Consider the following 25,286-nt stretch of genomic DNA (forward strand, 5'->3'; position numbering starts at 1 on the left):
ATGGCACTACAAAAGTGATTTTGACATAAAATGAACGTAGGAATAAGGATTTGAAGGGCATGAAATTGCAAAAAAAGTTCGATTTGAATGCTTTGTAATCAAAAATTTACCAACTTGGGAATAGGAAAAGGTAATGTCATCACTACTATCAAAGTCGATAATGTTTTCATTAAGTACAATCTCTTTAATCGAGCGTTTTGCCCATATTTTAGGCACAATAAAGACATAACGCTCTGGAGATAGCACCTTAGTGCACATCTCTTTTGAAATTTGCTTATTATTAACAATCGCTAGATCAACTTGCCCTGTTTTTAACAACTCATGTCGCGCTTCAATATCTTGAATTTGCAAATGTAGTCTTAGTTGCGGGTATAATTTAGCAATGGTTGTCACTACTTTAACAATCCGTGTTTTCATTAATGTCGAGGAAGATACCAGTTTCAAAGCAATAATATTGTCACTTTCGCTCATGTTTAAGCTATGCAAATAGCTGTTTTCTAAGTTTTGCATATCATGGCAATATCTAAGCAGTACTTGCCCTTCTTCTGTCAATTGCATGCCCTTACGTGAGCGGATAAAAAGTGACGCGCCAAGTTTCTCCTCAAGCTGCTTTATTCTTTGCGTTACCGCAGTTTGCGTCAAAAAAAGAGTCTCCGCGGCAGCATGTACCGTTTTATTTTTCTCAACACTTAAAAAGGCTTGTAGTAAAGGGCTTAGGCGAATCATGGTTTTTACTCCAATATTTTTAGGGCGTATGCAACATGCCCCTACAGGTTTTGCATAATTTATGGGCGTATGCAATACGCCCTTACGGTAGGTTACGCGTTTGCTTGAAAATCTCATTAATCCCTTTTTTACCTAAAGCAAGCATTTGCGCAAAATCCTCCTCTGAAAAAGGTGTGCCTTCAGCTGTTCCCTGAATCTCAATAATGCCACCATCATGCGTCATCACAATATTCATATCCGTATCAGCATCTGAATCTTCAGCATAGTCTAAATCAAGCACAGGGGTTTCTTTATAGACGCCAACAGAAATAGCAGCAACATGCGCCTGAATCGGTTTGGCATCTTCTTTAACAAGTCCATTTGCTTGCATATATTTCACTGCATCTTCAATTGCAAGGCTTGCTCCAGTAATCGCAGCCGTTCTTGTGCCACCATCAGCCTGCAAGACATCACAATCTACCTTTATGGTAATTCCTGGAAACTCATTCAAGTTAACTGCAGCACGTAGCGCACGACCGATTAAACGTTGGATTTCTTGCGTTCTGCCTGATTGTTTACCTCTGGCAGCTTCCCTATCCATTCTGGAGTGGGTGGAACGCGGCAGCATACCATATTCAGCCGTTAGCCAACCTTGATTGGCATCTTTTAGAAACTTAGGCACTTCTTTTAGCACTGAGGCATTACATAATACTTTGGTATCACCAAAAGACACTAACACAGAACCTTCTGCATGCTTGGTAAATTGATGAATTACCGTTAATTCTCTCATTTCATTGGTTTGGCGTTGACTTGGACGCATTGTTTTTTCCTTTTATTCTTTGGGGTGTTGTAACAAGGTATAAGTTTCTACTTTTGATTCTTTATTTTCTCAATAATCGACGTACTCGAGTGACTAGGCTTTAAGGTGATGGTCTTAACCTCGCCACCTGCGGCTAATACCTCTTTGGCTCCTGCAATTTGTGCGATTTCATAATCTGCACCCTTAACCAAAATATCCGGCAACAGCTCACTGATAATCCGCTTAGGGGTATCTTCTTCAAAAGCTACCACCCAATCGACACAACCTAATGCCGCAAGCACTTCCATCCGCGATTGCAAATTGACGTATGGTCGAGAGTCACCCTTTAAGCGCTTAACCGACTCATCGGTATTGACAGCGACAATCAATCGATCACCCAAAGCACGCGCTTTTTGCAAATACTCAACGTGTCCGGCATGCAAAATGTCAAAGCAGCCATTGGTCATAACGACTTTCTCACCTTGAAGATGAACTTCACTCATTGCTTTTTTAAGCTCGGTTTGACTTAAAATTCCTTTGTGTACACTCGCTTGTGCATGAAGTGAATCATGCAACTCTTGAGCATTTAATGTTGCTGTGCCGACTTTACCAACGACAACGCCTGCCGCCGCATTCGCCAGACGCATCGCTGAGATATAGTCATAGCCACATGAAATCGCCATTGCCATCACTGCAATGACGGTGTCACCGGCACCGGTAACATCAAAGACTTCTTTGGCAACGGTAGGAATCGTGGTTACCTCACCGTTTTTTAACACCAACGTCATGCCTTCTTCGCTACGAGTAATTAATAGTCCACCTAAATGACAGTTCGCTATTAATTGATGCGCTTTCGCAATTAGCTCATCTTCAGTGTGGCACTTACCAACAACCGCTTCAAATTCCTTGCGATTAGGTGTTATTAAAGTCGCACCTTGATAAATACTAAAGTCATTCCCCTTAGGATCAACTAACGTTGCAACCTGCTGCTTATTCGCAAGCTTTATGAGTTTTTGCACATCGTGCAATGTCCCCTTACCATAATCTGACAATACCATTACATTATAGTGTTGAAGTACTGCCACAACATTGTTGAAAAGCACACCGTCATCAACTTGTGCAAAACCTTCTTCAAAATCAAGACGCAATAGTTGCTGTTTTTGCGATAGGACACGCAACTTTGTAATCGTTGGTAAATGTGTTTCAATCAAATGACTACGAATTGATTGATCCGCTAAAAAGTTTTTTAGTATGTGCGCTGGCTCATCCTGCCCAACCATCGCACAAATTCCAGCTTCTCCTGCTAGGGAGGTAATATTTAAAGCGACGTTACCGGCACCTCCTGCACGATCTTGGATATTCTTAACATGTACCACAGGAACCGGTGCTTCAGGTGAGATACGTTCTGTTGAACCGTAGTAATAGCGATCTAACATCACATCACCTACAACTAAAACGCGTGCTTTTTGTAAATTGCTTTGCATTGTCTGTCTTAATTAAGCCCTCATAAGAATAGGCACAATACTACACTAAAGCCTAATAAAATTACAGTTTGTCGTTAGTGCTATTTGTAAGATAAATATTAGAGAGAATAGGCTATGACCATATTCCTGCTCACTTTGATTGTGTAAGCGTTGGCTGAGCGTAAGTCGAAGCCGCTATGAAGTGTGATTACCCTTCGACTTACGCTCAGGGTACGGTGAGCACTTGTGGCTGAATATTTAGTCTTAGCTAGAGAATATAAGGCTTGATAGTGTTTATCACTATCAAGCATAAAGGTTAATGCGAGCGCGCCAAATCGCTTAAGCTTCTAAAAGCAATATTGACTGATTCAAAGTTTGGCTCATCCGTACGCATATCTTCGATAAGCCCATTCCAACGTGCTAAATAACTGCTGTTGGTACTCAACCAGTGCTCTACTTTGCCATTGACATCTTCGATATCTTTGGTAAATTCAATCACACGTCTGACCAAACGGTATTGCATTTTATCCAGATCATCACGTAAGGCCGATGTTGATAACGTACCCCAGTACGATTGCTTACCACCTAAGTGATTAATACAACTTCTAAACCAAGATAACCATAGCTTTTGATTAAGCAATATAGCAATCTTTTCAAATGACTTACTATCCTTTGAGATCTCTATACTATGCGCTAAATCCATCACGGATGTTGCCATCTTAAATGATAACACCTGATCAACAATTGTTTTTGGCACACCTGCATCAATTAAAGCCGTCGCTTTATCCTCAATCTTTTGCTTTTCTGATGAAATTAGCAATCTTGGGAAGACTTTTAACGCACTAGGTGCCGTGTGACGATACTTCGCAATCACCTCAGCGATTGGAAAACCTTTAGGCTCATTGCGTAAAATCCAACGGCAATTGCGACGCACAAATCTAAATAAGATCTGTAAGCATTTCTGAATGCTTTCAGCGCTTACTTGCCCACTTAATTTTTCAACTTTTTGCCATAGTTTATCCAAAGAGAAGATCTCAACCACAGCAATAAACGCTTTGATAATATCAGCAACTGACGCCCCTGTTTCATCATACAGACGTTGAATAAAGGTGACCCCCATATGCAACGTAACGGCATTGGTGATCTGTGTGGCAATAATCTCACGTTTTAGCTTATGCCCTTGCATTAAATCAGCATATTTTTCACGTAGCACCGTTGGGAACTCCCACAATAAGAAAAAGTTAAAGTGTGGGTCATCTGGTAAGTCAGATTTCAAAATCTGCTGCTTAATCATCGTTTTGGTATACGCCATAATCACAGAGAACTCAGGCGCTGTTAAGCTTTTGCCTGACAATGCACGTGATTGCAGCATCTTATCTGTTGGTAAATACTCAACCTCACGATCAAGTTGCATTTTGCGCTCAAGTTCACGCATCAAGCGTGCATATGATTCAACAAAATAGCGCTCTTGTGATTGCAGTTCATTAGCAATCGTGCGGTTTTGACCGTAGTTATTTTGCAGCACCAAATGCGCGACATCATCAGACATTTCAGCCAATAATTTATTGCGGCTACTTTCAGATAACTCACCGTTTTCAATCGCCATATTCAGTAAAATTTTGATGTTTACTTCATGATCTGAACAGTCAACACCCGCAGCATTATCAATCGCATCAGTGTTGATCGAGCCACCTTTTAAGGCATATTCAATACGCCCTAACTGTGTGCAACCTAAGTTACCGCCTTCACCAACCACCAAGCAGTTTAAATCACGCCCATTTATGCGCACTGGATCATTGGCGCGATCACCAACGGCTTCATTGCTTTCGGTATGCGCTTTGACATAAGTACCAATGCCACCATTCCACAATAATTCATAATCTGCTTTCAATAATAACTGAATGAGTTTGTTTGGTTCGAGACTGACCGCATCTGTTTTTAGCAGTGCTTTCATTTCAGGACTTAATTGAATGCTCTTAGATTGACGGCTAAATATACCACCACCTTGTGAGATAAGCTTTTGGTTGTAATCTTCCCAGCTTGAACGCGGTAAATCAAACATGCGTTTTCTTTCTTTATAGCTTGAAGCCGCATCTGGATTTGGGTCAATAAAGATATGCATATGGTTAAAGGCACCCACTAAGCGAATATGCTTGGATAATAGCATACCATTACCAAATACATCACCTGCCATGTCTCCAATACCAACGACTGTAAAGTCCTCAGTTTGGGTATCTTTACCTCTTTCTCTGAAATGACGTTTCACCGACTCCCAAGCACCGCGAGCAGTAATACCCATCTTCTTGTGATCATAACCATTAGAACCACCTGAAGCAAAGGCATCCCCTAACCAGAAATCGTACTCTGCAGCCACACTATTGGCGATATCAGAGAAGGTGGCCGTACCTTTATCTGCCGCAACCACTAAATACGGATCATCCTCATCATAGCAGATGACATGTTGCGGCTTAATGATTTCATTATTTTTAATGTTATCGGTAATATCTAGCAATGAGCTGATAAACATGCGATAGCAGCTAATTGCTTCTTCCATCACCGCTTCGCGCCCTTCTAGAATTGGCAATCTTTTTGGTAAAAAGCCACCTTTTGCACCCAATGGCACAATAACCGCATTTTTAACTTGCTGCGCTTTAACCAAGCCTAATACTTCGGTGCGATAATCTTCTTTTCTATCTGACCATCGTAGTCCACCACGCGCGACTTTAGCACCACGCAAGTGAACCCCTTCAACACGTGGTGAATACATGAAAATCTCAAACATTGGCACAGGTTTTGGCATTTCAGAAATTTTTGATGGAATTAACTTAAATGAGATGTATTCCTTATGCTGATTATGCGCATCTTTTTGATAAAAGTTCGTTCTTTGTGTTGCTTCAATTACCTCTTGTAAACGACGTAATAGCTTATCTTGATCAAGACTTGCAACGTTAATGAGTTTTGCGCTCAATATCTCGCGAACATCTTTTGTTATGATCTCACGCTCTTTTGCTTCATAAATAGGGTTAAAGCGAGCATCAAATAATAACACCATCAGACGGATAATCTCGGCATATTCGATATACGTATCTTCGATATATTGTTGACTAAAGCGCACACCAATTTGTGTCATATAACGCGTATAAGCGCGCACAATCGCCACTTCACGCCAATTTAGACCCGCATAAACAATGAGTGAATTAAATCGATCATTTTCAGCAACGCCTGCCCAAGTAACTACAAATGCTTCTTTTAACTTATCGGTTACTTCAGCAATTTCAACTGGCTTACTGGTCAATAAAGCAAAATCAGACAACCAGACAAAGCCACCTGATTTAGGTTTAACTTTATAAGGACGCTCTTCAGCAACGGATAAACCAAAGTTTTCTAAAATCGGCATCACCTGACTTAACTGTACTGCCTGATCTTTTAAGAATAATTTGAAGTGTAAACGATCACCAGATTCTTCAAGTACCTGATATAGACTCATCGATAGGCGATTTTTGCGTGCCTGTTCAAAATGCAGGATATCCGAAACTGCTTTGCGTGGGATATAGTCATCTTTGTAAGCAGAAGAAAAGGCATGCGCATATTCTTGGGCATAAGATCGACCTTTGTTCTCGCCAAATTCTTCAATTAAATCATCAAATAGATAATCACTCCACTGGCGCTCAACATTCTTGATTTTATCTTCCAATAATTCTAAATCAACATGATCTACTGGCTTGTTGCCATCAAGATAAACCGTAAAATCAATGCGACATAATACACTTTCTAAGAAGTTTGTTTTAAAAGTGATACGTTGACCGTTCAATGTTTTTAATAATATGCGCTCAACACGCTCTCTGACTTCTGAGTTATAACGATCTCTTGGCATGTATAACATACAGAAATAATAACGGCTAAATTGATCTTTGCGCACAAACAACTTCATGACTTGACGCTCACGAATATGGTAAATGCCAAGGGCTATGTTAAATAACTCTTCATCCGAGCTTAAAAATAACTCATCACGCGGATAGGTATCGATAATATTACTTAACGCCTTATAAGCATGACCAAACTGTCTAAAGCCCGATTGCTTTAACACCATTTCTTTACGCAAACGCAAAAAAGGAATGTGTTGTGGTGATGAGTGGTATGCTGTTGATGTATATAAACCCAGTAAGCGCTTATAACCAGTGATTTCACCTTTTTTATTATAAATCGCCACTGAGATAATATCCATATACGCAGGACGGTGAATTGGAGAAATCTCATCGGATTTCGCAACTGTTAAGATGGCATCGACATTTTTATTGATATTTAGATTCTTCTCATAGATATCATTTAACGCCGTAATATAATCATCATTAACTGAGAACAAGCCTAATGCCGAGGATTTCTCAGCGACAAATGCCTTTTCACCTCTTACCGTTGTGGCATTAAATGCACAATAACCCAAAAAGATAAAATGATCTTTTTTTAAGAACTCTAAAAAGTCGATCGCTTCTTCATAATAGTTTTGTGCAACTTTATCTTTAGGCTGATGCACCTCTTTGATCATCGTTTGCAACTCTGCCTTCATTGGCTCAAAATCACGAACAACCGCCTGCAGTTTTTTATAATTTTCAGCAATCTTTTGCTCAATCGCCTTAAGCGCATTTTTATCATCTGTCTGGCGATCCACTTCCATAATCACTAAACACGTCTTATCTTTGCTCGTAGCATTTTTATCATCTGTCATGCGGTCAGCTAATGAGATAAGATTGCCTTTAGCATCACGCTTTAAATCAATACCACCAATATTCATCATAAAATGAATACCAAGCCCCATCGATGACATCAACATCATTAACGTATCAACAATAAAAGGGGAATCCTGACAACTTAGCTCGATAACGGTATGACGTGATACCCAGCCATTTTGTTCATATACCGGATTATATGCGCGAATCAGTGCTTTTCCTTCGGGGTTTTTGTAGATAAATTTCCAAAAAGAAATAATCGAACCATATAAATCTAATAGCTCACGCTGATGAAGTTCATCTTCTGATATCACGCGTACATAAGCTTTTAATAGAGATTCGAGTATTGAGGCATCCTGTGACGAAAATTTCTCATTGAACATGCTTGTTAACTTCTGAATAACCGCTTGCGTTCTCTCGTTGTAGTGCATTTTTAACCTACTGTTTTGTTTTGACAAAATACGCATGCATGATAAGCCAGTTTTGCCTGTCCCTCAACAGTAAGTTCTGCCTAAAATAAAGTTTTTTTACCTATTCGTGTCATAGCATGTTTTTTATTTCATGCTACAATAGCGCGCTTGGGAACCAAGCTTTAATCCACTATGAATTTTTTACATTTTTTACGCCGTTATTTTGAGTTCACTAAATATAACACCACACTGCGCACTGAGCTTATCGCTGGTGTCACGACATTCTTAGCAATGCTTTATATTATCGTTGTTAATGCCAAGATTCTCTCTCAATCAGGCATGCCTGAGAATGCATTGGTAACAAGTACTGTCATCATCTCAGCCTTTGCCTCTATTGCCATGGGCGTTTACGCAAGAAACCCTTACGCGCTAGCGCCTGCCATGGGTATGAACGTCTTTTTCACCTACACTATTGTTAAAGCATGGGGAATCCCCTGGCAGGTAGCGTTAGGCGCTGTATTCTGGTCTGGAGTTATCTTTGCCCTTTTGGCACTTTTTAATATCCGCACCAAAATTCTTGCAGGCATCCCTGATGGCGTGAAGCACGGCATTGGCGCAGGCATTGGCATATTTATCGCCTTGGTTGGTTTTTATAACGCAGGCTTTATCCATCAAGCCCCATCAGGTTTATTGGAAATCGCGCCATTAACCGCTGAAACCTTAATTTTCTTAATCTGTTTTTTTGCACTTATTATCTTCTTAGCATACCGCTTTAAAGCAGCCATTTTACTTATGATCATTTTAGGGTGTGTTATCTCTTTTCCTGTGGGACGTTTCTTTGGTGATCACATTATCATGCACACACCTGATCATATCTTCTCACTACCTGATTTTTCACTATTTTTCTCAATTGATTGGTTGGGTAGCTTTAAGATTGCTATTATTCCAGCAGTTTTCACTTTCTTATTTATTAATATTTTTGATAGCACAGGAACGTTAATTGGCTTAGCACAAGCATCCAACTGGTTTGATAAAGATGGTCAACCAATTCGCATTAAAAAATCACTGATTGTAGATTCATTTGCTTCAGCCTCTTCTGGTCTTTTTGGCAGCTCACCAACCTCTGTTTATGTTGAATCGATCACAGGTATTTCTGTTGGCGGGCGCACCGGATTAGTCGCTGTCGTTGTTGGCTTATTATTTTTGCCATTCCTATTCTTAGCACCTTTAGTGATGATGGTGCCGATTTTTGTTGTCGCACCAGCACTTGTGATTGTCGGCAGCTTTATGCTGTGTTCAGTTAAGCAAATTCATTGGGATAATTTAACGCAAGCGATTCCTGCTTTTATGACAATTATTCTCATGCCATTGACCTTATCAATATCAGAAGGTATTGTTTGGGGCATGGTTAGCTGGTTTGTGATTGTTCTTATTCAAGATCGCAAACAACTAACACCCATGCCGGTAATTATGACCTTCTGTTGTTTTTTAATTATGCTTAACTCCTTAAAAGTGATCTAAACTAAGTATTCGTCTCATCCAGATTTAATACACCAAGTGCTGCATCATACTCAATAATTTCAGCATAACGCGCCCAACCAATAAAAGTATTAAATACGCGTGCTGCTTCATCATCACTTAAATAATCCTCAAGCTCTGATAAGAAGCGTGATTCAGGCGCTTTTTTATTTGGACGCTCTTTTAGCACTTTGACCACATGACGCGCTAATGGGATATGCTGCACTAACAATTTAGAGAATATGACTTTACGCTCTTCAATGTCGGCATTCATAAACTGCTTACCTAAAGCCGTCATCGTGATATCCCCATCGGAAACACTCGCTAGATGCAATACAGACAGCGTTTCAATAATCGGGAATAAATCATCAATATCCAAACGCACATGATCTGCCAAGTCTGGTAAGTCAATTGAGCCTTTAGCTTGAAGATCATCCATCTCGGTTAAAAGACCTGTTAATTCAGAAACTTCAGCATCTGGCAAGCGATAACCGATATTCAGTGCTTTGCGTTTATTCATGCGCTCTGTTAACTCACGCGTTTCTGCTGTTGTCATCATCCGATAAACTTCGTCAATGAGATCTTCAACCGCTTCGTCATTTGAGTTTCTAGGATGCGCTAAATCAACCTTTAACTCACCACGAATAAAGCCAGGATTACTACCAAAAATAATGATTCTATCCGCGGTTAATACGGCTTCTTCAATATTATGTGTGACATATAAAATGCCCTTCATCGCATCATTTTTTTCCCACAGCTCAAGTAAATCCTCACGTAAGTTTTCAGCCGTTAGCACATCAAGCGCTGAAAATGGTTCATCCATCAACAACAGATCAGGCTGTAAAACTAAAGCTCGTGCAAAACCAACACGCTGGCGCATTCCACCTGAAAGCTCTTTAGGATACGCATTTTCAAATCCATCCAAACCAATCATATCAATCGCTTTGAGCGCTTTTTCCTTGCGCTCTTTGGCGTTGATATTGCGTGCTTCAAGCCCTAGCTCTACATTTTGTAACACAGTAAGCCACGGCATGAGTGCAAAGCTTTGAAAAACCATCGAAATATCCGGCACAGGACCTGAGACTTTTTTCTCGCGATATACCACCTCACCTGTTGTCGGTGCGGTCAATCCGGCAATAATCCTAAGAAGGGTTGATTTACCCGAACCTGATTTACCCAAAAGTGCGACAATCTCACCCTCTTTCATCGAAAAATCAACATGATCCAATACGACCAAATCTTGACGATCTGCCTTTTTAAATGCTTTAGAGACTTTATCTACATTTAATATAATTTTATTTGTGGTTGGTTTTACCTTACTGATTGCTTCAGTTGTCATCACAATGATCCACCATTTTTATTTTTTAATCATAAATTTTTACGTTTTCAAATTCTGAAACTTGCTAATATTTAACAGTTACATATTCATGCTGAAACGTTTCTCAGCATAGTTATACAATCTGCGCCAAAACAGCTTATTCGTTAGTACGACTAAAATACACATCACAACGACACCCAATGCAATATTGGCAGTGTGATCGCCTGGCGCATTATACTGCTTAGAAATATAAGCACCAATGCCTGAAGCCATGATCACCGAGTCTTTGCCCCAGTTGATATACTCACAGACAATACTAGCATTCCAAGCACCACCGGCGGCAGTAATCGCACCTGTGACATAAAACGGCATCACAGCAGGAAATAAAAACTTAAACCATTTAACCATGCCTTTTAATTGCATGTTTTTAGCTGCCATTTTTAACTCATAAGGGATGGCAGAGGCACCTGCAATCACATTAAATAAGATATACCACTGCGTACCTAATGCCATAAGCAAGATACACCAGATATTAAAATTTAAATTAAACGCGATAACAACGGTACCAAATAATCCATAAAGCACATTCACAGGGAAAGCGGCAAAAATCTGTGCGTAAGGCTGCACTTTCTCAGCAACTTTTGGTCTTAGACCAATCCAAATCCCAATGGGCACCCAGATAATTGAAGCTAATATAATAAGCACAAAAACCCTCACTGCGGTTAATGCGCCATAGCCAAAGACTTTAGCAGTCTCCGCAAAGGTGATGGGATCCTCTTTATTGCCATAGATAAATTGCCAAGATAAATATAAAAACAAGGCAACACTTAATGCCACACACAGCTGCCAAATAGCAGCTTGTAATCGCGAGTTTTCACGCTCATTTTTTTGATGCTCGATTTGATTATAGTTTTTACTTAGATCTTTTTTAAGATAGGAGATATTCACCAGTCGATTGGCTTGCACTGCCATAAAATGACTAAAGCTTTGCAAAATCGTTGAGCGTTGTAATAGCGTTAAAAACCATGAGTTTGAACCTGTTTCTTGCTGCATATCACTAACGACAAACTTCTCAGACCATTTAACAATTGGGCGAAAGATAAGTTGATCATAAAGCACAATCACAACAAGCATGACGACAATGGCAGCAATAACTGCTGTGAAATTTCTTTCATTATTTGCCTGATCGATAAAAGTACCTATCCCCGGTAAATTAATAGCCGCTGACGTTGTCGCTGAAAAATTAACAACAATGCTTTCAGATGCGACAATCATAAACCAACTGGCTGACATCGACATCATCGTATTCCAGATAAGCCCAGGCATTGAAAATGGTACTTCAAGCTTCCAAAAACGCTGCCAACCTGATAATTGATACATATCAGCTGCTTCACGTAATTCTTTAGGGATCGTTTTAAGTGATTGATAAAAACTTAACATCATATTCCAGGCTTGCGCGGTAAAAAGTCCAAAAATCACTGCCAATTGCGCTCCCCATAACGAATACGGAAAAATAGCTAAAAAACCCGTAATGGTAATGGCTAAAAAGCCCAAAATCGGAATCGATTGAAATATATCAATAATCGGGATAATCACGCTCTCAGCACGTTTGCTTTTAGCTGCCCACGCACCGATAACAAAGCTAAAGACAAATGAACAAAATAATGCGATAAACATCCTCACCGTCGTATCAGCTGCATATCTTGGTAGATTCCACAAATCCATCGAAATATGCTCATATTGTGTCACGCTAGTAAGATTACGATAATCAACACTACCACCTAGTGAGCTACACACCCAAGCAACAACAAACACCATTGAAAGCACAAAAAATAAAGAGAAAAGATCCCACTTACTGGGCAGAAGCCGTGTAGCAGGAATGTTGTAGAATGATTTTTTCATTGTCGCAAGTTTAGCCTTCTATCATGGCATGAGATTCTACCTGAAGCGCTTAGCAAAGGAAACAGTAGGATATTTGGTTTTTTGATATCCCCTATTTATGATCATTACTTTCTTTTTCTTCGATTAACTGCTGCTCGACCACGGCTTCTGTCGCAATAGATGCTTCGGCAACCACTGTTTGGAAAGCCACTTTTTCATCATCCTTAGGCGCCTCACGTGCACGCAAGCGCCATAAAGTATAAACACCTAATAAGAAGCAGATAAAGCCGACAAAAGTAAAGAAGCCATAGGGACCAAAAATAGACATAAACCACGTCGTTAACAATGGTCCCACCATAGAGCCAATACCATAAGATAGCGCCAAGATACCCACAATACCCACCAGTTGATCGGCATCTAGATAATCACTCGAGTGACTAATCGATAATGGATAAAAGGTAAAAGTAAGCCCCCCTAATAAAAAGGAGAAAATAGCTAACTGCCAAAAACTTCCATGCAAGACACAAATAAGGATTGAAACCACCACAGAGCCTATGAGCATGACTAACAATACCAATCGCCGATCAATAACATCCGATATTTTGCCAATCGGTAGCTGCAGCAACATGCCACCAATAATAATGGCAAACATCATATAAGAAATCGTATGCACAGGCACATCAGTTTGTTTCAGAAACAATGGATAAATGGTGTAAATACTCCCTAAAATCATGCCTGCGGTCATCGCCGTCCAGATGCCAAGTGGCGCTTTTCTAAACAATACAAAAGGTGACAAGAGCTCAACATGCTCTTGTTTTGGCGTTTCAAAGCGTGTCAAACAAACAGGAATAATCGATAGGGTTGCCAAAATTGAAATAACACAAAATGCTAATAGCACCGTCTCAAAGGGAATATTTAATAAAAACTGTCCTGATGCCTGCACAAAATAATAGATAAAAAGATAAATCGATAACACCAATCCTTTATGTTTGCTGCCAGCGCCTTCCAAGCACCATGCTTCAACAACGATAAATAATCCCGCTAGCGCATAGCCACAGATAAAACGCGCTGCCGCCCAGACATTCACATCATAAAAGATACCTTGAGACATCGCACCTGCTGCCATTAATGTCGCAAATAGTGCATAGGCGCGAATATAACCAATGCGCAAAATAAGTCGTTGGGTAAAATATGAGCCTAACACCATCCCAGTGAAATAAGCTGCTGAAATCAAACCGACAACAAAATTACTCTGCCCCATCCGCTCAAGTTCAAGTGTGGTATAGGTCGTATAGAAAGTATTGCCGATCGTTAGGATACACATACTCAAAATCGGTGCAAACAACATCGCAAATCTAGCTGGCTTATACTCAGACATTTTTTCTTTTTCCAACTTTATATTTTCCTTGGTTCCTTGAGTTTCAGCTTAAAACAGATCGTTTATATGCTCAATATAATTTTTATATCTTTTTTAGATCTTTCACTGCATTTTATAATGCTTTAATTATATGCCGCTATCGGTGTGAACTTTGATAAAACGACCGTTTCGTAGATGTTCATTATAAATAGGTTATAAAATGGACTTATAGAATTATTTTGCTATTGTCTATTTATAGAACAAAAAATGCGTAACAAAGACGTTTAAGGTGATTACAATGGATAGCAGTGATTTAATGATTTTGCGGCATCTTCTCATTGAAAAGAATATTAGTGTAACTGCTAAATTAATGAATGTATCACAACCTGCAATTACCATGCGCTTAGGCAAGTTAAGAGGCATGTTTAAAGATGACATTTTAATCCGCGACGGCAATAAGATGAAATTAACGCCTAAAGCTGAGGATATGGTGAATCCAATTATTAGAATCACCGATGAAATGCTAAGTTTAATGCCAGCTCACGATTTTGACCCCTACACGACACCGACGCATATTCAACTACAGATCACCGAAGCGGTTTCTGAAACAAGCACCAAAGCACTTATCGATGCTTTTTTAAAATATAATAACCAACATAAAATAAGTATTACCACCCTGTCTTATACTTCACTACAAGCCCACGATCAAACCCTTAAAAATGTCGATGCCGTCATTGGCATTCCCACGCATATTGAAGGATTTAATGACGAAATTTATAGCTATGAGACAGGTGTTTTGATGTTTGATTCTTTTTTTGATGATGCTAAAAAATCTATTTCTTACGATGAGTATTTACAACTTCCTCATATCGTTTTTTCCCAAGGTAGTAGCAATCAATTACTCTTGGATATTTTAGGGCATCCTGACCCACGTAATCTATGTTTACAAATCAGTAGTCTGCGCGCAGCCACCGAGCTCTTACAAGATAAATATGTCATGACTGCTTCAACGATATTGGCACGCGTCTTTGACAAAAAACATTTACCACTGCCTTTTGATTTACCAGGGCTTCCCTTTAAGCTATCGTATCCTGAACGCTTGAAACATGACAAAAAAAATCGCTGGGTACGTCAGGTCTGTAAAGAAGTGATGCAAGCACTCTTAAAAAAATACAGCTTATAGCGGTTCAAGTGCTTTATTCATCCACAAGCGTTCACCGTACCCTGAGCGCAAGCCGAAGCGGTGCACTGAGCATCAGTCGAAGTGGGTAATCTTGCGAAAATCACACTTCATAGAGGCTTCAACTGACGCTCAGCCAACGCTTACACAATCAAAGTGGTCAGGAATATGGTCACAGCCCTATTTCTCGCTGCTTTTTTGACATTTGCGTGATTTATATTTGACATTAAGGGCGAACTTTACCAATATTTACCACACTAAAATCCAGATCATCAATATTGTGGATACTTTTTTTAAGGAACAAACTTTAATGAACGCAACAACTGCGAACTTAGATATGCTAATTAACTGCTATCAAAAAATGTATAGCATCCGTCAAATTGATAATACCGAAGCCGAGATGGTTAATAGTGGCACTGCCAACTTCCTAGCCTCATCCAAAGGTCATGAGGGCGCGGCTATTTTTGCGGAATACTTAAAACCTCAAGATTGGTTACATTGCCATTATCGTGATAAGCCTTTAATGCACGCCAGAGGCATGGAAGCAAAAATGTTTTTCTACAGCTCTTTGTGTAAAGCTGAAAGTGCTTCCAATGGTCGCCAAATGGTGATTGGTGTCAGTGAACGCAAACTCAACATTGTCAGCATTATCACGCCTGTTGGCAATCAGGCTTTGCCCGCTGTTGGGATTGCACAAAGTGTTAAAGATGATGTAGATAGCCCAATTGTTTACTGTGGCATGGGCGATGGTACGACACAGCAAGGTGAAGTATTAGAAGCTTTTGCTGAGGCGAAACGCCGCACGTTACCTGTACTATTTGTTGTGCAGGATAATGATTATGCGATTTCCACGCAAACCAAGGGTAATACCTTTTTCTCATTACCTGATCACTCACAACCTAATGAGTTTTATGACATTCCAATTACTTATATCGATGGCACTAATCCATTTGCCTCGCATGAAAAAGTTGGAAAAATTATTAGTGATATGCGTCAAAATCGTGCACCACATATTATTGTCTTTAAAGTGGAGCGCTTAAATAGTCATAGTAATGCAGATGATCATAGAATCTATCGCAGTCGTGATGAGTTAACTAACATTGCACACAATGATCCTGTTTTGTTAAGTCGTCAATTTTTATTAAATGCCGGTGTCAAAGAAAGCTTCCTACAAGAGATTGAAGCAAAGACATCACAGGCGATTAGAGAAGCGATGGAGCTTGCCTTAAAAGGCACGACACCTAAAGCTTCTTTTGATGCTGAAGCGCCCTTACCGGAGCATTTATTACCCACTGCACCTGAATATCGTGGCGACTTCTCACAAGAAACACGCCTTGGTATGGGGGCTGCTATGCGCGAGGTATTTCGCCAGCGTTTATTAAATGATGATCGTGTGTGTTTATTAGGTGAAGATATTGAAGATGACAAAGGTGATGTTTTTGGTGTAACCAAAGGCTTATCAACCCAATTCCCAGGACGTGTCGTTAATAGTCCTTTAGCTGAGGCAACCATTATGGGTGTGTCAATCGGTATGGCATTAACCGGCAAACGCCCTGTTGCCTTTATTCAATTTGCTGATTTTATGCCACCGGCGTATAACTTACTGTTTACCGAGCTTGCTACCATGTATTGGCGCTCAAATGGTGATTGGGAATGTCCTGTCATCGTCTTTGCTGCTTGTGGCGGCTATCGTCCAGGCTTAGGTCCCTTTCATGCACAAACTAATGAAGGCACTTTTGCTCACATCCCTGGCATTGATGTCTATATGCCATCAAACGCGGCAGATGCCGCAGGTATGCTTAATGCTGCTTTTGAGTCTAATCGCCCTAGTGTTTTCTTATATCCTAAAAAATTACTTAATAATGCCAGTATCGCTGATACCACATCAACGGATGTAGAAAAACAGATCATCCCTGTTGGTAAAGCACGTATTGTTAAAGCGGGTTCTGATATTACGTTTGTTGGTTGGGGAAACACCGTTTCATTATGTCAAGAAGCCGCTGAAACCTTAGAAACGGTTGGCATTGATAGCGAGATTATTGATTTACGCACCATTAAACCATATGACCTTGCAACGGTGCTTGCCTCAGTGGAAAAAACCGGGCACTTAATCGTCACACACGAAGATAATCATACCTGTGGTGTTGGCGGTGATCTGATTGCCTCAGTGGTTGAACATGCTAAAAGAGCTGTTAGAGTCAAGCGTATAACACGCGCTGATACTTATGTGCCCTGCAATTTTGACAATCAAATGGAAGTTTTACCTTCTTATGAGCGTATTTTAATAGGAGCTGCAGAGTTACTTGACTTATCTCTTGAGTGGGAGATCAAAAACCGCAATGATGCAGGATTTTACAATGTTGAAGTCATTGGTGCGAGCCCATCTGACGAAAGTGTTCTTATTACCGAGTTACACGTTAAAGTCGGTGATGAAATTAAGGTCGGTGATAAACTAGTTGATCTTGAGGCCAGTAAATCAGCCGGTGAGATTCTATCGCCAAGTAATGGCACAATTGAAGAGATTTATGTCGAAGAATCACAGCGTGCAACCGTTGGCGAGAACTTATTAAAACTACGCCTCCCAGCTGGGGCTCAAGATAAGCAAAAAATCCAAAAGCGCCCTATTTTAACGCGCAAAATTCAACAAGAAATTGCCAAGCAAAATAAGCAACATAGCATTTATCCAGTAGGCATTAGCACGCCGTCATTCAGAACAGGTTCAAGACTGGTAACCAATGATGAGCTTTTACAAAATTTCCCTGAGCACACCTCACGCGATATTATTGATCGCACCGGAATTGAATCACGTTTCTGGCTTGCTGATCATGAAAATATCGTTGATCTAGCAACTGACGTTGCCAAAGATGCTTTAACTCGAGGCAATATCAAACTCTCAGATATCGATATGCTGATTTGTACCACTACGACGCCTGATCAATATATCTCGCCCTCTATGGCTTGCTTAATATTAGAGAGACTTTATCAAACTTATGGTGAACATAATGTGCCTGCTTATGATATCAATGCGGCATGTAGCGGTTATTTATATGGTTTACAAAGTGCGCGTGACTACTTGCAAACACGTCCGAATAAACGTGTGTTATTAATTAGTGCCGAGTATATGACCAAACGCATGGATCAAAAAGACTTTGATACGGCATTTTTATTTGGTGATGCAGCAACTGCGACGATTATCAATGGTGATCAGCATCAAGCGGATTCTAAAGCTATTATTGATGAGATTTCATTAACGGCGATTGCTGAGAATGGTGATGTACTTAATATTCCAACCGATGAGTCAAAATTCACACAACTACAAGGTAAAAAGCTTTTTACTTTTGCAGTTAAAACCATGTCAATGATTATGCATAAGTGCTGCCAGCAAGCAAATATTGCCTTAAACACGGTTGATTTAGTCATCCCACATCAGGCAAATCAACGTATTTCCAATGCAGTTGAGAAGCGCTTGAAAATGCATCCAGGCACGCTTTATAGCAATATTGCACGTTTTGGTAATACCTCATCGTGTACTATTCCAATTGCTTTGGGCGAAACATTAGACGCTCAAGCGCCTGATAAAACCGTCGCATTATGCGCGTTTGGCTCTGGTTTTACCGCAGCTGCTGCACTTTTACGCACAAAATAGTTGGCAAGTCGCAGCTAACTCGTTAGATTAATTTTAAGCTTATGAGTCTGAGCATTAACTTTCAGCCCATAAAACAACAAAAATACAAAATACGATTTAAGAAATTAAGAAAAAACCATGGCAAAAAACCTTGTAATTGTTGAGTCACCTGCAAAATCCAAGACAATAAAAAAATACTTAGGCAATGATTTTGAAATTCTTGCCTCTTATGGACATGTTCGTGACCTTGAACCCAAAGAGTCTTCAGTCAATGTTGAAGATCATTTTAAAATGAAATACCAATTGATTGAACGCAATAAACGTCATATTGATGCCATTAAAAAGGCTGCTAAATCCGCTGATGAAATTTATCTGGCAACGGATCCGGATCGCGAGGGCGAAGCAATTTCCTGGCATATTTATGAGCTTTTAAATGACGCTAAACTCATTAAAGATAAACCTGTGCATCGCATCGCTTTTAATGAGATTACCAAATCGGCGGTGAATGCCGCCGTTGCTAATCCACGTGAGTTGGCAATGGATCTTGTTAATGCGCAACAGGCGCGACGCGCTTTGGATTTTCTGGTGGGCTTTAAACTGTCCCCTTTACTTTGGAAAAAAGTTCGTCGCGGACTTTCAGCCGGACGCGTGCAAAGTCCAGCGCTTAGAATGATTGTTGAGCGCGAGCTTGAGATTGAAGCATTTGAATCTAAAGAGTATTGGAGCATCACTGCTGAGCTTAAAAAGCGCAAAAAATTCATGGCAAAACTCTCTATTTTTAATAATCAAAAGTGTGAGCAATTTAGCTTCACCAATGAAAACGATGCGACAAATGCACTTGATATCATCAAAAAAGATGCCAATGGCGAGTTAATCGTTCATGGCATTGAAAAGAAACAAAAGCGTCGCAATCCACTGCCACCTTTTATCACCTCAACACTTCAGCAAGATGCCGTGCGTAAACTTGGATTTACCACCAAGAAAACGATGATGTTAGCACAGCAACTATATGAAGGTATTGAGATTGGTAGCGAAGGCGCTGTTGGTTTGATTACTTATATGCGTACTGACTCAACGAACCTTTCACAAGATGCTTTAAATGAATTACGTGACTTTATTGTCAAGGAATATGGTCAGGATCACCTGCCAACAAGTGCGCGAATTTATAAAACCAAAAATCAAAATGCCCAAGAAGCACATGAGGCAATCCGCCCTACTTCAGCTTATCGTAAACCTGAAGATGTCAGAGCATTTCTATCCAATGATCAATTTAAACTATATGATCTGATTTGGAAGCGTACCGTAGCCTGCCAGATGATTCATGCATTAATGGATACTGTTGCGATTGACTTTATTACTGAAAATAAAGCACATACTTTTAAAGCAACGGGATCAGTCGTTGCTAAACCTGGTTTCTTAGCAGTGTATCAAGAAGCCAAGGATGAAGATGCAGCAAGCGATGATAGTGAGGGCTTAATCCTGCCTGAGTTCAAAGAAGGTGAGAAAGTGCCGGTGCTTGATATTATCGGTAAACAGCACTTTACTGAGCCTCCACCACGCTACACAGAAGCATCTCTTGTAAAAGCGCTTGAAGAATACGGTATTGGTCGCCCATCAACTTACGCAACGATCATTTCAACGTTACAGCAGCGTGATTATGCGCTATTAGAGAAAAAGCGTTTTAAACCAACCGATGTTGGTCGCATTGTTAATAGTTTTTTAACCGATTATTTCTATCGCTATGTCGAGTACACTTTTACGGCGAAGCTTGAAGATGAGTTAGATAATATTGCCGATGGCAAGATCGAGTGGGTGCCGGTGTTAGAGAAATTCTGGCAGCCATTTATCAAGCAAATTACCGAGATTGATGCAACAGTCAAAAAAAGTGATGTAACACATGAAGAAATGGATGAAGACTGCCCTGAGTGTGGGCACAAGCTTTCTATTCGTTTAGGGCGCAGTGGTCGCTTTATCGGTTGTACGAATTATCCAGCTTGTACCTATACACGCGCGATTGCCAAAGATGGTGAAGAGCCTCAAGAAAAAGTAGAGCCTGAGGTCGTCGCAGATCGCAAATGTCCAGCATGTGAATCAGATCTTTTAATCAAACAAGGTCGCTATGGTAAATTTATTGGTTGTTCTAATTATCCAAAATGCAAACATATGGAGCCATTAGAAAAACCAAAAGATACCGGCATTGAATGTCCAAAATGCAAGAAAAACAACTTTGTTGAGAAAAAATCTCGCAAAGGAAAGGTATTCTACGCTTGCGCTGGTTTCCCTAAGTGCAAAAACTCATTCTGGTATCCACCAATTGCCGAGGAATGCCCAAAATGTCATTCACCAATCCTTTTGCATAAGACTACCAAAAAAGATGGCGAGCAAAAAGTTTGCCCTAATGAAGAGTGTGATTATGTGGTTAATTTAAATCAGTCAGAGACAGAATAGATTTAGGTTATTCGCTTTGGTGCAAATCTTGTTTTATCGCACAAGCAAGTGCATAAGCAAGATTTACTGGCACTGCATTACCAATCATTTTGTAACCATCAGTTAGGTTTTCATAATGAAACTTGAAACCATCATCAAACGTTTGTATCCGTGCACACTCACGCACACTTAATCTTCTATATAATGCCTCTTTGCCAGGGACAAAAATTCTTTTATCTTGTTCAATAAACTGCATCTTAGGCGCTTGGGGATGAATTGGAGCATGCCGCCCTCCTGCTTGAATAGTAAACGATTGTTCCTCCCAACTGCGTACTCGATTTCTCGACATGTAGATGCTTGAAAACCCACCTGTCATATATTCATGATTTGCCACAGTGCATAATGCTGCATTTGTATAAACTTTATTTATTGCAGGCATTGCATTATCTTTCAAATCATAAATTGCATCTTTTAATATGGGTTTAGGCTCAAATGGAGTAACTCTTTTAAAATCAAATTTAAGTCCTAGATCTTTTCGATATCCAATAAAAAAAACTCGTTTACGGTCTTGAGGAACATTAAAATCACAAGCATTTAATAAGCCAAATGATAACACATATCCACATTCCTGAAACATCTGCTGAATATTTAACAATGCTTCTCTATGCCTTGGTAAAAGCATTCCAGAAACATTCTCAGCCAAAAAGAATAAAGGCTTCTTTGCGTCCAAAATCCTAATGAAGTCGAAGAATAATTGCCCTCTTTTATCATCAATCCCTCTTAATGCTCCTGCCTCGCTCCAGCTTTGGCAAGGCGGACCGCCAATAATACCGTCACAATCAGGAACATCAGCTACTGAAACAGCCGTTATACTGCGCCTGTCCAAAAAGGTGTTTTTATGATTATCTTCGTAGGTTTTCCAAATTGATTTGTCATATTCATTTGCCCATATACAACTAAAGCCAGCTTTTTTAAAACCAAGATCTAGCCCCCCTGCACCAGAAAACAAGCTAACTATTTTCATTTTCACCCTTGCTTTGGATACTTAATTTATTTTTAAATAAGGTTTTTGGCGAACTTAAAAGTTGAATATCAAACTTTAATGATGGCTCTACTTTTGAGCTTGCATTATGAATTCTGAATGAAATTTTCCAATCATTATCCATAGATAAAATTAACGTATTTTTGCTACCACTTTTAAATGAAAGATCTAATATTTTCGTTGGTGCTTTTACTAGAGGCGTTTGAAATTTAGGTGCAATGCTTCTGAATGATAAATTTAGTGTTCCATAAAGATTATAAGCCTGTATTTCAACACCTTTTCTGTTTTGAATGACTTTATAAAAATCGTGTCTACCGACCAAATAGGCAAGTAAATTAATTGGGACAGTTGATGGGGACTGATTATATAGATCAATTAACTCATGTTTAAATGCAATCAATATTGGTTTGTATACCTCCTCATGATAATCGCCAATTTCACTCCACTTTTTTATTCCTTGGCTTTCTTCCTTAATTTTTTTCAGCCTACTGAAAATGGGATATATATTTTCAAAATACTTTTCTGACGACTTCATATTTAGCCATTTCTCGCCAAAATCTAGCTTATTTGATAGTCTTGAGTGTTTAACTGCATGATGGTTATTCTTAGCTGAAATTCCTATCTCCCATTTTTGTAACAACCTTACAATTAAAACATCTCTCACATCACCACCTTGACCAAGCTGATCTGAAAGAATCTCCAACTGAAGAACATCTTCTTTACCAAAATCATTAGCTAATCTTGGTTCAATATCCATCAAAAAATTAACTGCAAAACTTGACGTTAGTAAATACCTGCTTTGTTCATTTGGGAGTAATTTATCAAAACACGCTTGCGCCACAAAAAATGAACTATTTTCAATCACCTCGATGGTTGTATGATTGTGCAGCTTTTCTTTAAACTCTTTTAAAAGTGCATATTCAAATGCTTTTCCAGTCATCATTTGTTTTGACATTATCCCTCCTTAAGCGAGGTTAATTACAGCCTATTCTAAGGCAAAGCATTCTAACAAAATTTATTTCTGATCATAAGGATTATTTTGATTCAACACGAAAGCCAAAAATTAGCAAGGATTTGCGTTCACCTTGTTTCCCTTTTCTGATAGAATCGCCAACAGTTTTTCTTTAAAATAAACAATTTAAACATTAAAGGAATTTAATTATGTCACAATGCGTAAATATTACTGATAGTGAATTTGAATCAGCTGTTGTTAACAGCGAACAGCCTGTTTTAGTTGATTTCTGGGCGCCATGGTGTGGACCTTGTAAAATGATTGCACCGATCTTAGATCAGGTTGCTGAGCATTATGGTGAGAAACTTAAAATCGTTAAGATCAACGTTGATGACAATCAAGATACCCCTGCTAAGTTTGGTGTGCGAGGCATTCCAACGCTAATGGTTTTCAAAGATGGTGAAAACGTCGAAACTAAAGTGGGTGCAGTACAAAAATCACAATTGATTCAAATCCTTGATAAACATATTTAATTTCAACTATAAAATAAACAATAAACTTTTCGTTCAACCCGAAGGGGTTCCCCTTCTTCAACATTCGTGAGAATTTTCAATGAATTTAACCGACTTAAAAAACCGATCCATCCCTGAATTAATGGAGCTTTCGCGCTCACTTGGTCTTGAAGCCACAGGGCGCGCGCGTAAGCAAGAGATCATTTTTGGTATTTTAAAAGAGCACGCTGATAAAGGTGAAGACATCTATGGTGAAGGTGTGCTTGAGGTGTTACAAGATGGCTATGGCTTCTTACGCTCCTCTGATACGTCATACTTTGCGTCCCCTGACGATATCTACGTCTCACCGACCTTTATCCGTAAATTAAATTTACGCACGGGCGACAGCATTATCGGTAAAATTCGCCCACCTAAAGACAACGAGCGTTATTTTGCCGTAAAGCATATTGATAGTGTGAACTTTGACTCACCTGAGTTAGCACGCACTAAGGTGTTGTTTGAAAACTTAACCCCTGAATACGCTAAAGAACGTTTATCGATGGAATTAGGTAATGGCTCAAGTGAAGATATCACGGCACGAATTATTGATTTAGCGGCACCTTTTGGTAAAGGACAACGTGGTTTGATCGTGGCACCTCCTAAAACGGGTAAAACAATCATGATGCAAAATATCGCCTCATCGATTGCTAAGAAATATCCTGAGTGTTATTTGATTGTGCTATTGATTGATGAACGTCCTGAAGAAGTAACAGAAATGCAACGCTCTGTGCGTGGTGAGGTGGTTGCCAGTACCTTTGATGAACCGGCAGCGCGCCACGTACAATTAGCTGAAATCGTTATTGAAAAAGCAAAACGCTTGGTTGAGCACAAACAAGATGTGGTTATTTTATTAGATTCTATTACGCGTCTGGCGCGTGCTTACAACACCGTATCCCCTGCTTCAGGTCGTGTATTATCCGGTGGTGTTGAAGCCAATGCTTTACAAAAACCAAAGCGTTTCTTCGGTGCAGCGCGTAACACAGCTGAAGGTGGTAGCCTAACGATTATTGCCACAGCGCTTGTTGAAACAGGTTCCAAGATGGATGAGGTTATCTTTGAGGAATTTAAAGGAACCGGTAACATGGAGCTTCATTTGGATCGTAAGATTGCTGAAAAACGTGTTTATCCTGCGATTAGTTTTGGACGTTCTGGTACACGTCGTGAGGAGCTATTAACCACACAAGAAGAGCTGCAAAAACTATGGATTCTGCGTAAGATTCTGCATGAAATGGAAGATACGCAGGCAATGGAGTTTTTAACAGAACGCTTGAAAAAAACGCAAACCAATGAAGAGTTTTTTAATATTATGAAGCGTGGTTAAGCTCAAACAAAAA

The 25,286-nt window shown here is 39.7% G+C and carries 15 protein-coding genes; 6 read left to right on the forward strand and 9 right to left on the reverse strand.

The window, feature by feature from the left end; all coding sequences use genetic code 11:
* Positions 1–6: 6 nt before the first annotated feature.
* From F3D68_RS05470 to F3D68_RS05485, 4 genes are all read right to left on the reverse strand, one after another.
* Positions 7–726, reverse strand: coding sequence for a LysR family transcriptional regulator (locus F3D68_RS05470; RefSeq protein WP_191092715.1), 720 nt, complete (start codon positions 724–726; stop codon positions 7–9).
* An 82-nt stretch (positions 727–808) separates the two neighbouring features.
* Positions 809–1,525: a ribonuclease PH gene (rph, locus tag F3D68_RS05475; RefSeq protein ID WP_151193445.1), complete on the reverse strand. Its 717-nt coding sequence runs from the start codon at positions 1,523–1,525 to the stop codon at positions 809–811.
* A 47-nt stretch (positions 1,526–1,572) separates the two neighbouring features.
* Positions 1,573–2,988 carry a bifunctional D-glycero-beta-D-manno-heptose-7-phosphate kinase/D-glycero-beta-D-manno-heptose 1-phosphate adenylyltransferase HldE gene (gene hldE, locus F3D68_RS05480; RefSeq protein ID WP_151193446.1) on the reverse strand — a complete coding sequence of 472 codons (1,416 nt, stop codon included), beginning with the start codon at positions 2,986–2,988 and terminating at the stop codon, positions 1,573–1,575.
* 295 nt (positions 2,989–3,283) lie between these two features.
* Positions 3,284–8,122: an NAD-glutamate dehydrogenase gene (locus F3D68_RS05485; protein ID WP_191092716.1), complete on the reverse strand. Its 4,839-nt coding sequence runs from the start codon at positions 8,120–8,122 to the stop codon at positions 3,284–3,286.
* A gap of 171 nt (positions 8,123–8,293) precedes the next feature.
* Between F3D68_RS05485 and F3D68_RS05490 the strand changes: the two genes are divergently transcribed.
* Positions 8,294–9,622: an NCS2 family permease gene (locus F3D68_RS05490; protein ID WP_224728249.1), complete on the forward strand. Its 1,329-nt coding sequence runs from the start codon at positions 8,294–8,296 to the stop codon at positions 9,620–9,622.
* A 1-nt stretch (position 9,623) separates the two neighbouring features.
* Here F3D68_RS05490 and F3D68_RS05495 read toward each other — a convergent pair whose 3' ends face one another.
* The 3 genes from F3D68_RS05495 to F3D68_RS05505 all read right to left on the reverse strand — a co-directional run bounded on the left by F3D68_RS05495 (position 9,624) and on the right by F3D68_RS05505 (position 14,211).
* Positions 9,624–10,958 (reverse strand): AAA-associated domain-containing protein, encoded by a 1,335-nt coding sequence (locus F3D68_RS05495; protein WP_151193448.1) that lies wholly within the window; start codon positions 10,956–10,958, stop codon positions 9,624–9,626.
* A 78-nt stretch (positions 10,959–11,036) separates the two neighbouring features.
* A complete protein-coding gene (locus F3D68_RS05500; protein WP_411954918.1) occupies positions 11,037–12,755 on the reverse strand; it encodes an ABC transporter permease in 1,719 nt (572 codons plus the stop codon).
* A gap of 175 nt (positions 12,756–12,930) precedes the next feature.
* Positions 12,931–14,211: an MFS transporter gene (locus F3D68_RS05505; protein ID WP_151193450.1), complete on the reverse strand. Its 1,281-nt coding sequence runs from the start codon at positions 14,209–14,211 to the stop codon at positions 12,931–12,933.
* Between the two features lie 262 nt (positions 14,212–14,473).
* On the opposite strand from F3D68_RS05505, the gene F3D68_RS05510 reads away from it, so the two are divergent.
* The 3 genes from F3D68_RS05510 to topA all read left to right on the forward strand — a co-directional run bounded on the left by F3D68_RS05510 (position 14,474) and on the right by topA (position 21,428).
* Positions 14,474–15,358: a LysR family transcriptional regulator gene (locus tag F3D68_RS05510; protein ID WP_151193451.1), complete on the forward strand. Its 885-nt coding sequence runs from the start codon at positions 14,474–14,476 to the stop codon at positions 15,356–15,358.
* 307 nt (positions 15,359–15,665) lie between these two features.
* On the forward strand, positions 15,666–19,001 hold the full coding sequence (locus F3D68_RS05515) for a beta-ketoacyl-ACP synthase 3 (protein WP_151193452.1): 3,336 nt from the start codon (positions 15,666–15,668) through the stop codon (positions 18,999–19,001).
* Positions 19,002–19,118: 117 nt separating this feature from the next.
* Positions 19,119–21,428, forward strand: a complete 2,310-nt coding sequence (topA, locus tag F3D68_RS05520) for a type I DNA topoisomerase (RefSeq protein WP_151193453.1) — start codon at positions 19,119–19,121, stop codon at positions 21,426–21,428.
* A 7-nt stretch (positions 21,429–21,435) separates the two neighbouring features.
* Here the strand turns inward: topA and F3D68_RS05525 are convergent, their stop codons facing one another.
* Positions 21,436–22,431, reverse strand: a complete 996-nt coding sequence (locus F3D68_RS05525) for a DNA cytosine methyltransferase (protein ID WP_151193454.1) — start codon at positions 22,429–22,431, stop codon at positions 21,436–21,438.
* Positions 22,418–23,404 carry a HaeIII family restriction endonuclease gene (locus F3D68_RS05530; RefSeq protein ID WP_151193455.1) on the reverse strand — a complete coding sequence of 329 codons (987 nt, stop codon included), beginning with the start codon at positions 23,402–23,404 and terminating at the stop codon, positions 22,418–22,420. The genes F3D68_RS05525 and F3D68_RS05530 overlap by 14 nt, the downstream gene beginning before the upstream one ends.
* Before the next feature lie 206 nt (positions 23,405–23,610).
* Here F3D68_RS05530 and trxA point away from each other — a divergent pair, with 206 nt between their 5' ends.
* Together trxA and rho are read left to right on the forward strand one after the other, a co-directional pair.
* Complete coding sequence (trxA, locus tag F3D68_RS05535) at positions 23,611–23,934, forward strand: thioredoxin (protein ID WP_117002839.1); 324 nt, start codon at positions 23,611–23,613, stop codon at positions 23,932–23,934.
* A gap of 79 nt (positions 23,935–24,013) precedes the next feature.
* Entirely contained in the window at positions 24,014–25,273 is a 1,260-nt protein-coding gene (rho, locus tag F3D68_RS05540) for a transcription termination factor Rho (protein ID WP_117002840.1), read from the forward strand.
* Positions 25,274–25,286 lie beyond the last annotated feature (13 nt).

The organism is Cysteiniphilum sp. JM-1 (assembly GCF_008711525.1).
Taxonomy (GTDB): domain Bacteria; phylum Pseudomonadota; class Gammaproteobacteria; order Francisellales; family Francisellaceae; genus Caedibacter.

Excerpts from the sequence above, each read along its gene's own strand:
- F3D68_RS05525 (WP_151193454.1), bottom strand. The coding sequence starts at position 22,431 with ATGAAAATAGTTAGCTTGTTTTCTGGTGCAGGGGGGCTAGATCTTGGT.
- F3D68_RS05500 (WP_411954918.1), bottom strand. The coding sequence starts at position 12,755 with ATGGTGTTTGTTGTTGCTTGGGTGTGTAGCTCACTAGGTGGTAGTGTT.
- F3D68_RS05530 (WP_151193455.1), bottom strand. The coding sequence starts at position 23,404 with ATGTCAAAACAAATGATGACTGGAAAAGCATTTGAATATGCACTTTTA.
- F3D68_RS05510 (WP_151193451.1), top strand. The coding sequence starts at position 14,474 with ATGGATAGCAGTGATTTAATGATTTTGCGGCATCTTCTCATTGAAAAG.
- F3D68_RS05485 (WP_191092716.1), bottom strand. The coding sequence starts at position 8,122 with ATGCACTACAACGAGAGAACGCAAGCGGTTATTCAGAAGTTAACAAGC.
- F3D68_RS05490 (WP_224728249.1), top strand. The coding sequence starts at position 8,294 with ATGAATTTTTTACATTTTTTACGCCGTTATTTTGAGTTCACTAAATAT.
- F3D68_RS05470 (WP_191092715.1), bottom strand. The coding sequence starts at position 726 with ATGATTCGCCTAAGCCCTTTACTACAAGCCTTTTTAAGTGTTGAGAAA.
- rph (WP_151193445.1), bottom strand. The coding sequence starts at position 1,525 with ATGCGTCCAAGTCAACGCCAAACCAATGAAATGAGAGAATTAACGGTA.
- F3D68_RS05515 (WP_151193452.1), top strand. The coding sequence starts at position 15,666 with ATGAACGCAACAACTGCGAACTTAGATATGCTAATTAACTGCTATCAA.
- trxA (WP_117002839.1), top strand. The coding sequence starts at position 23,611 with ATGTCACAATGCGTAAATATTACTGATAGTGAATTTGAATCAGCTGTT.
- topA (WP_151193453.1), top strand. The coding sequence starts at position 19,119 with ATGGCAAAAAACCTTGTAATTGTTGAGTCACCTGCAAAATCCAAGACA.
- F3D68_RS05495 (WP_151193448.1), bottom strand. The coding sequence starts at position 10,958 with ATGACAACTGAAGCAATCAGTAAGGTAAAACCAACCACAAATAAAATT.
- rho (WP_117002840.1), top strand. The coding sequence starts at position 24,014 with ATGAATTTAACCGACTTAAAAAACCGATCCATCCCTGAATTAATGGAG.
- hldE (WP_151193446.1), bottom strand. The coding sequence starts at position 2,988 with ATGCAAAGCAATTTACAAAAAGCACGCGTTTTAGTTGTAGGTGATGTG.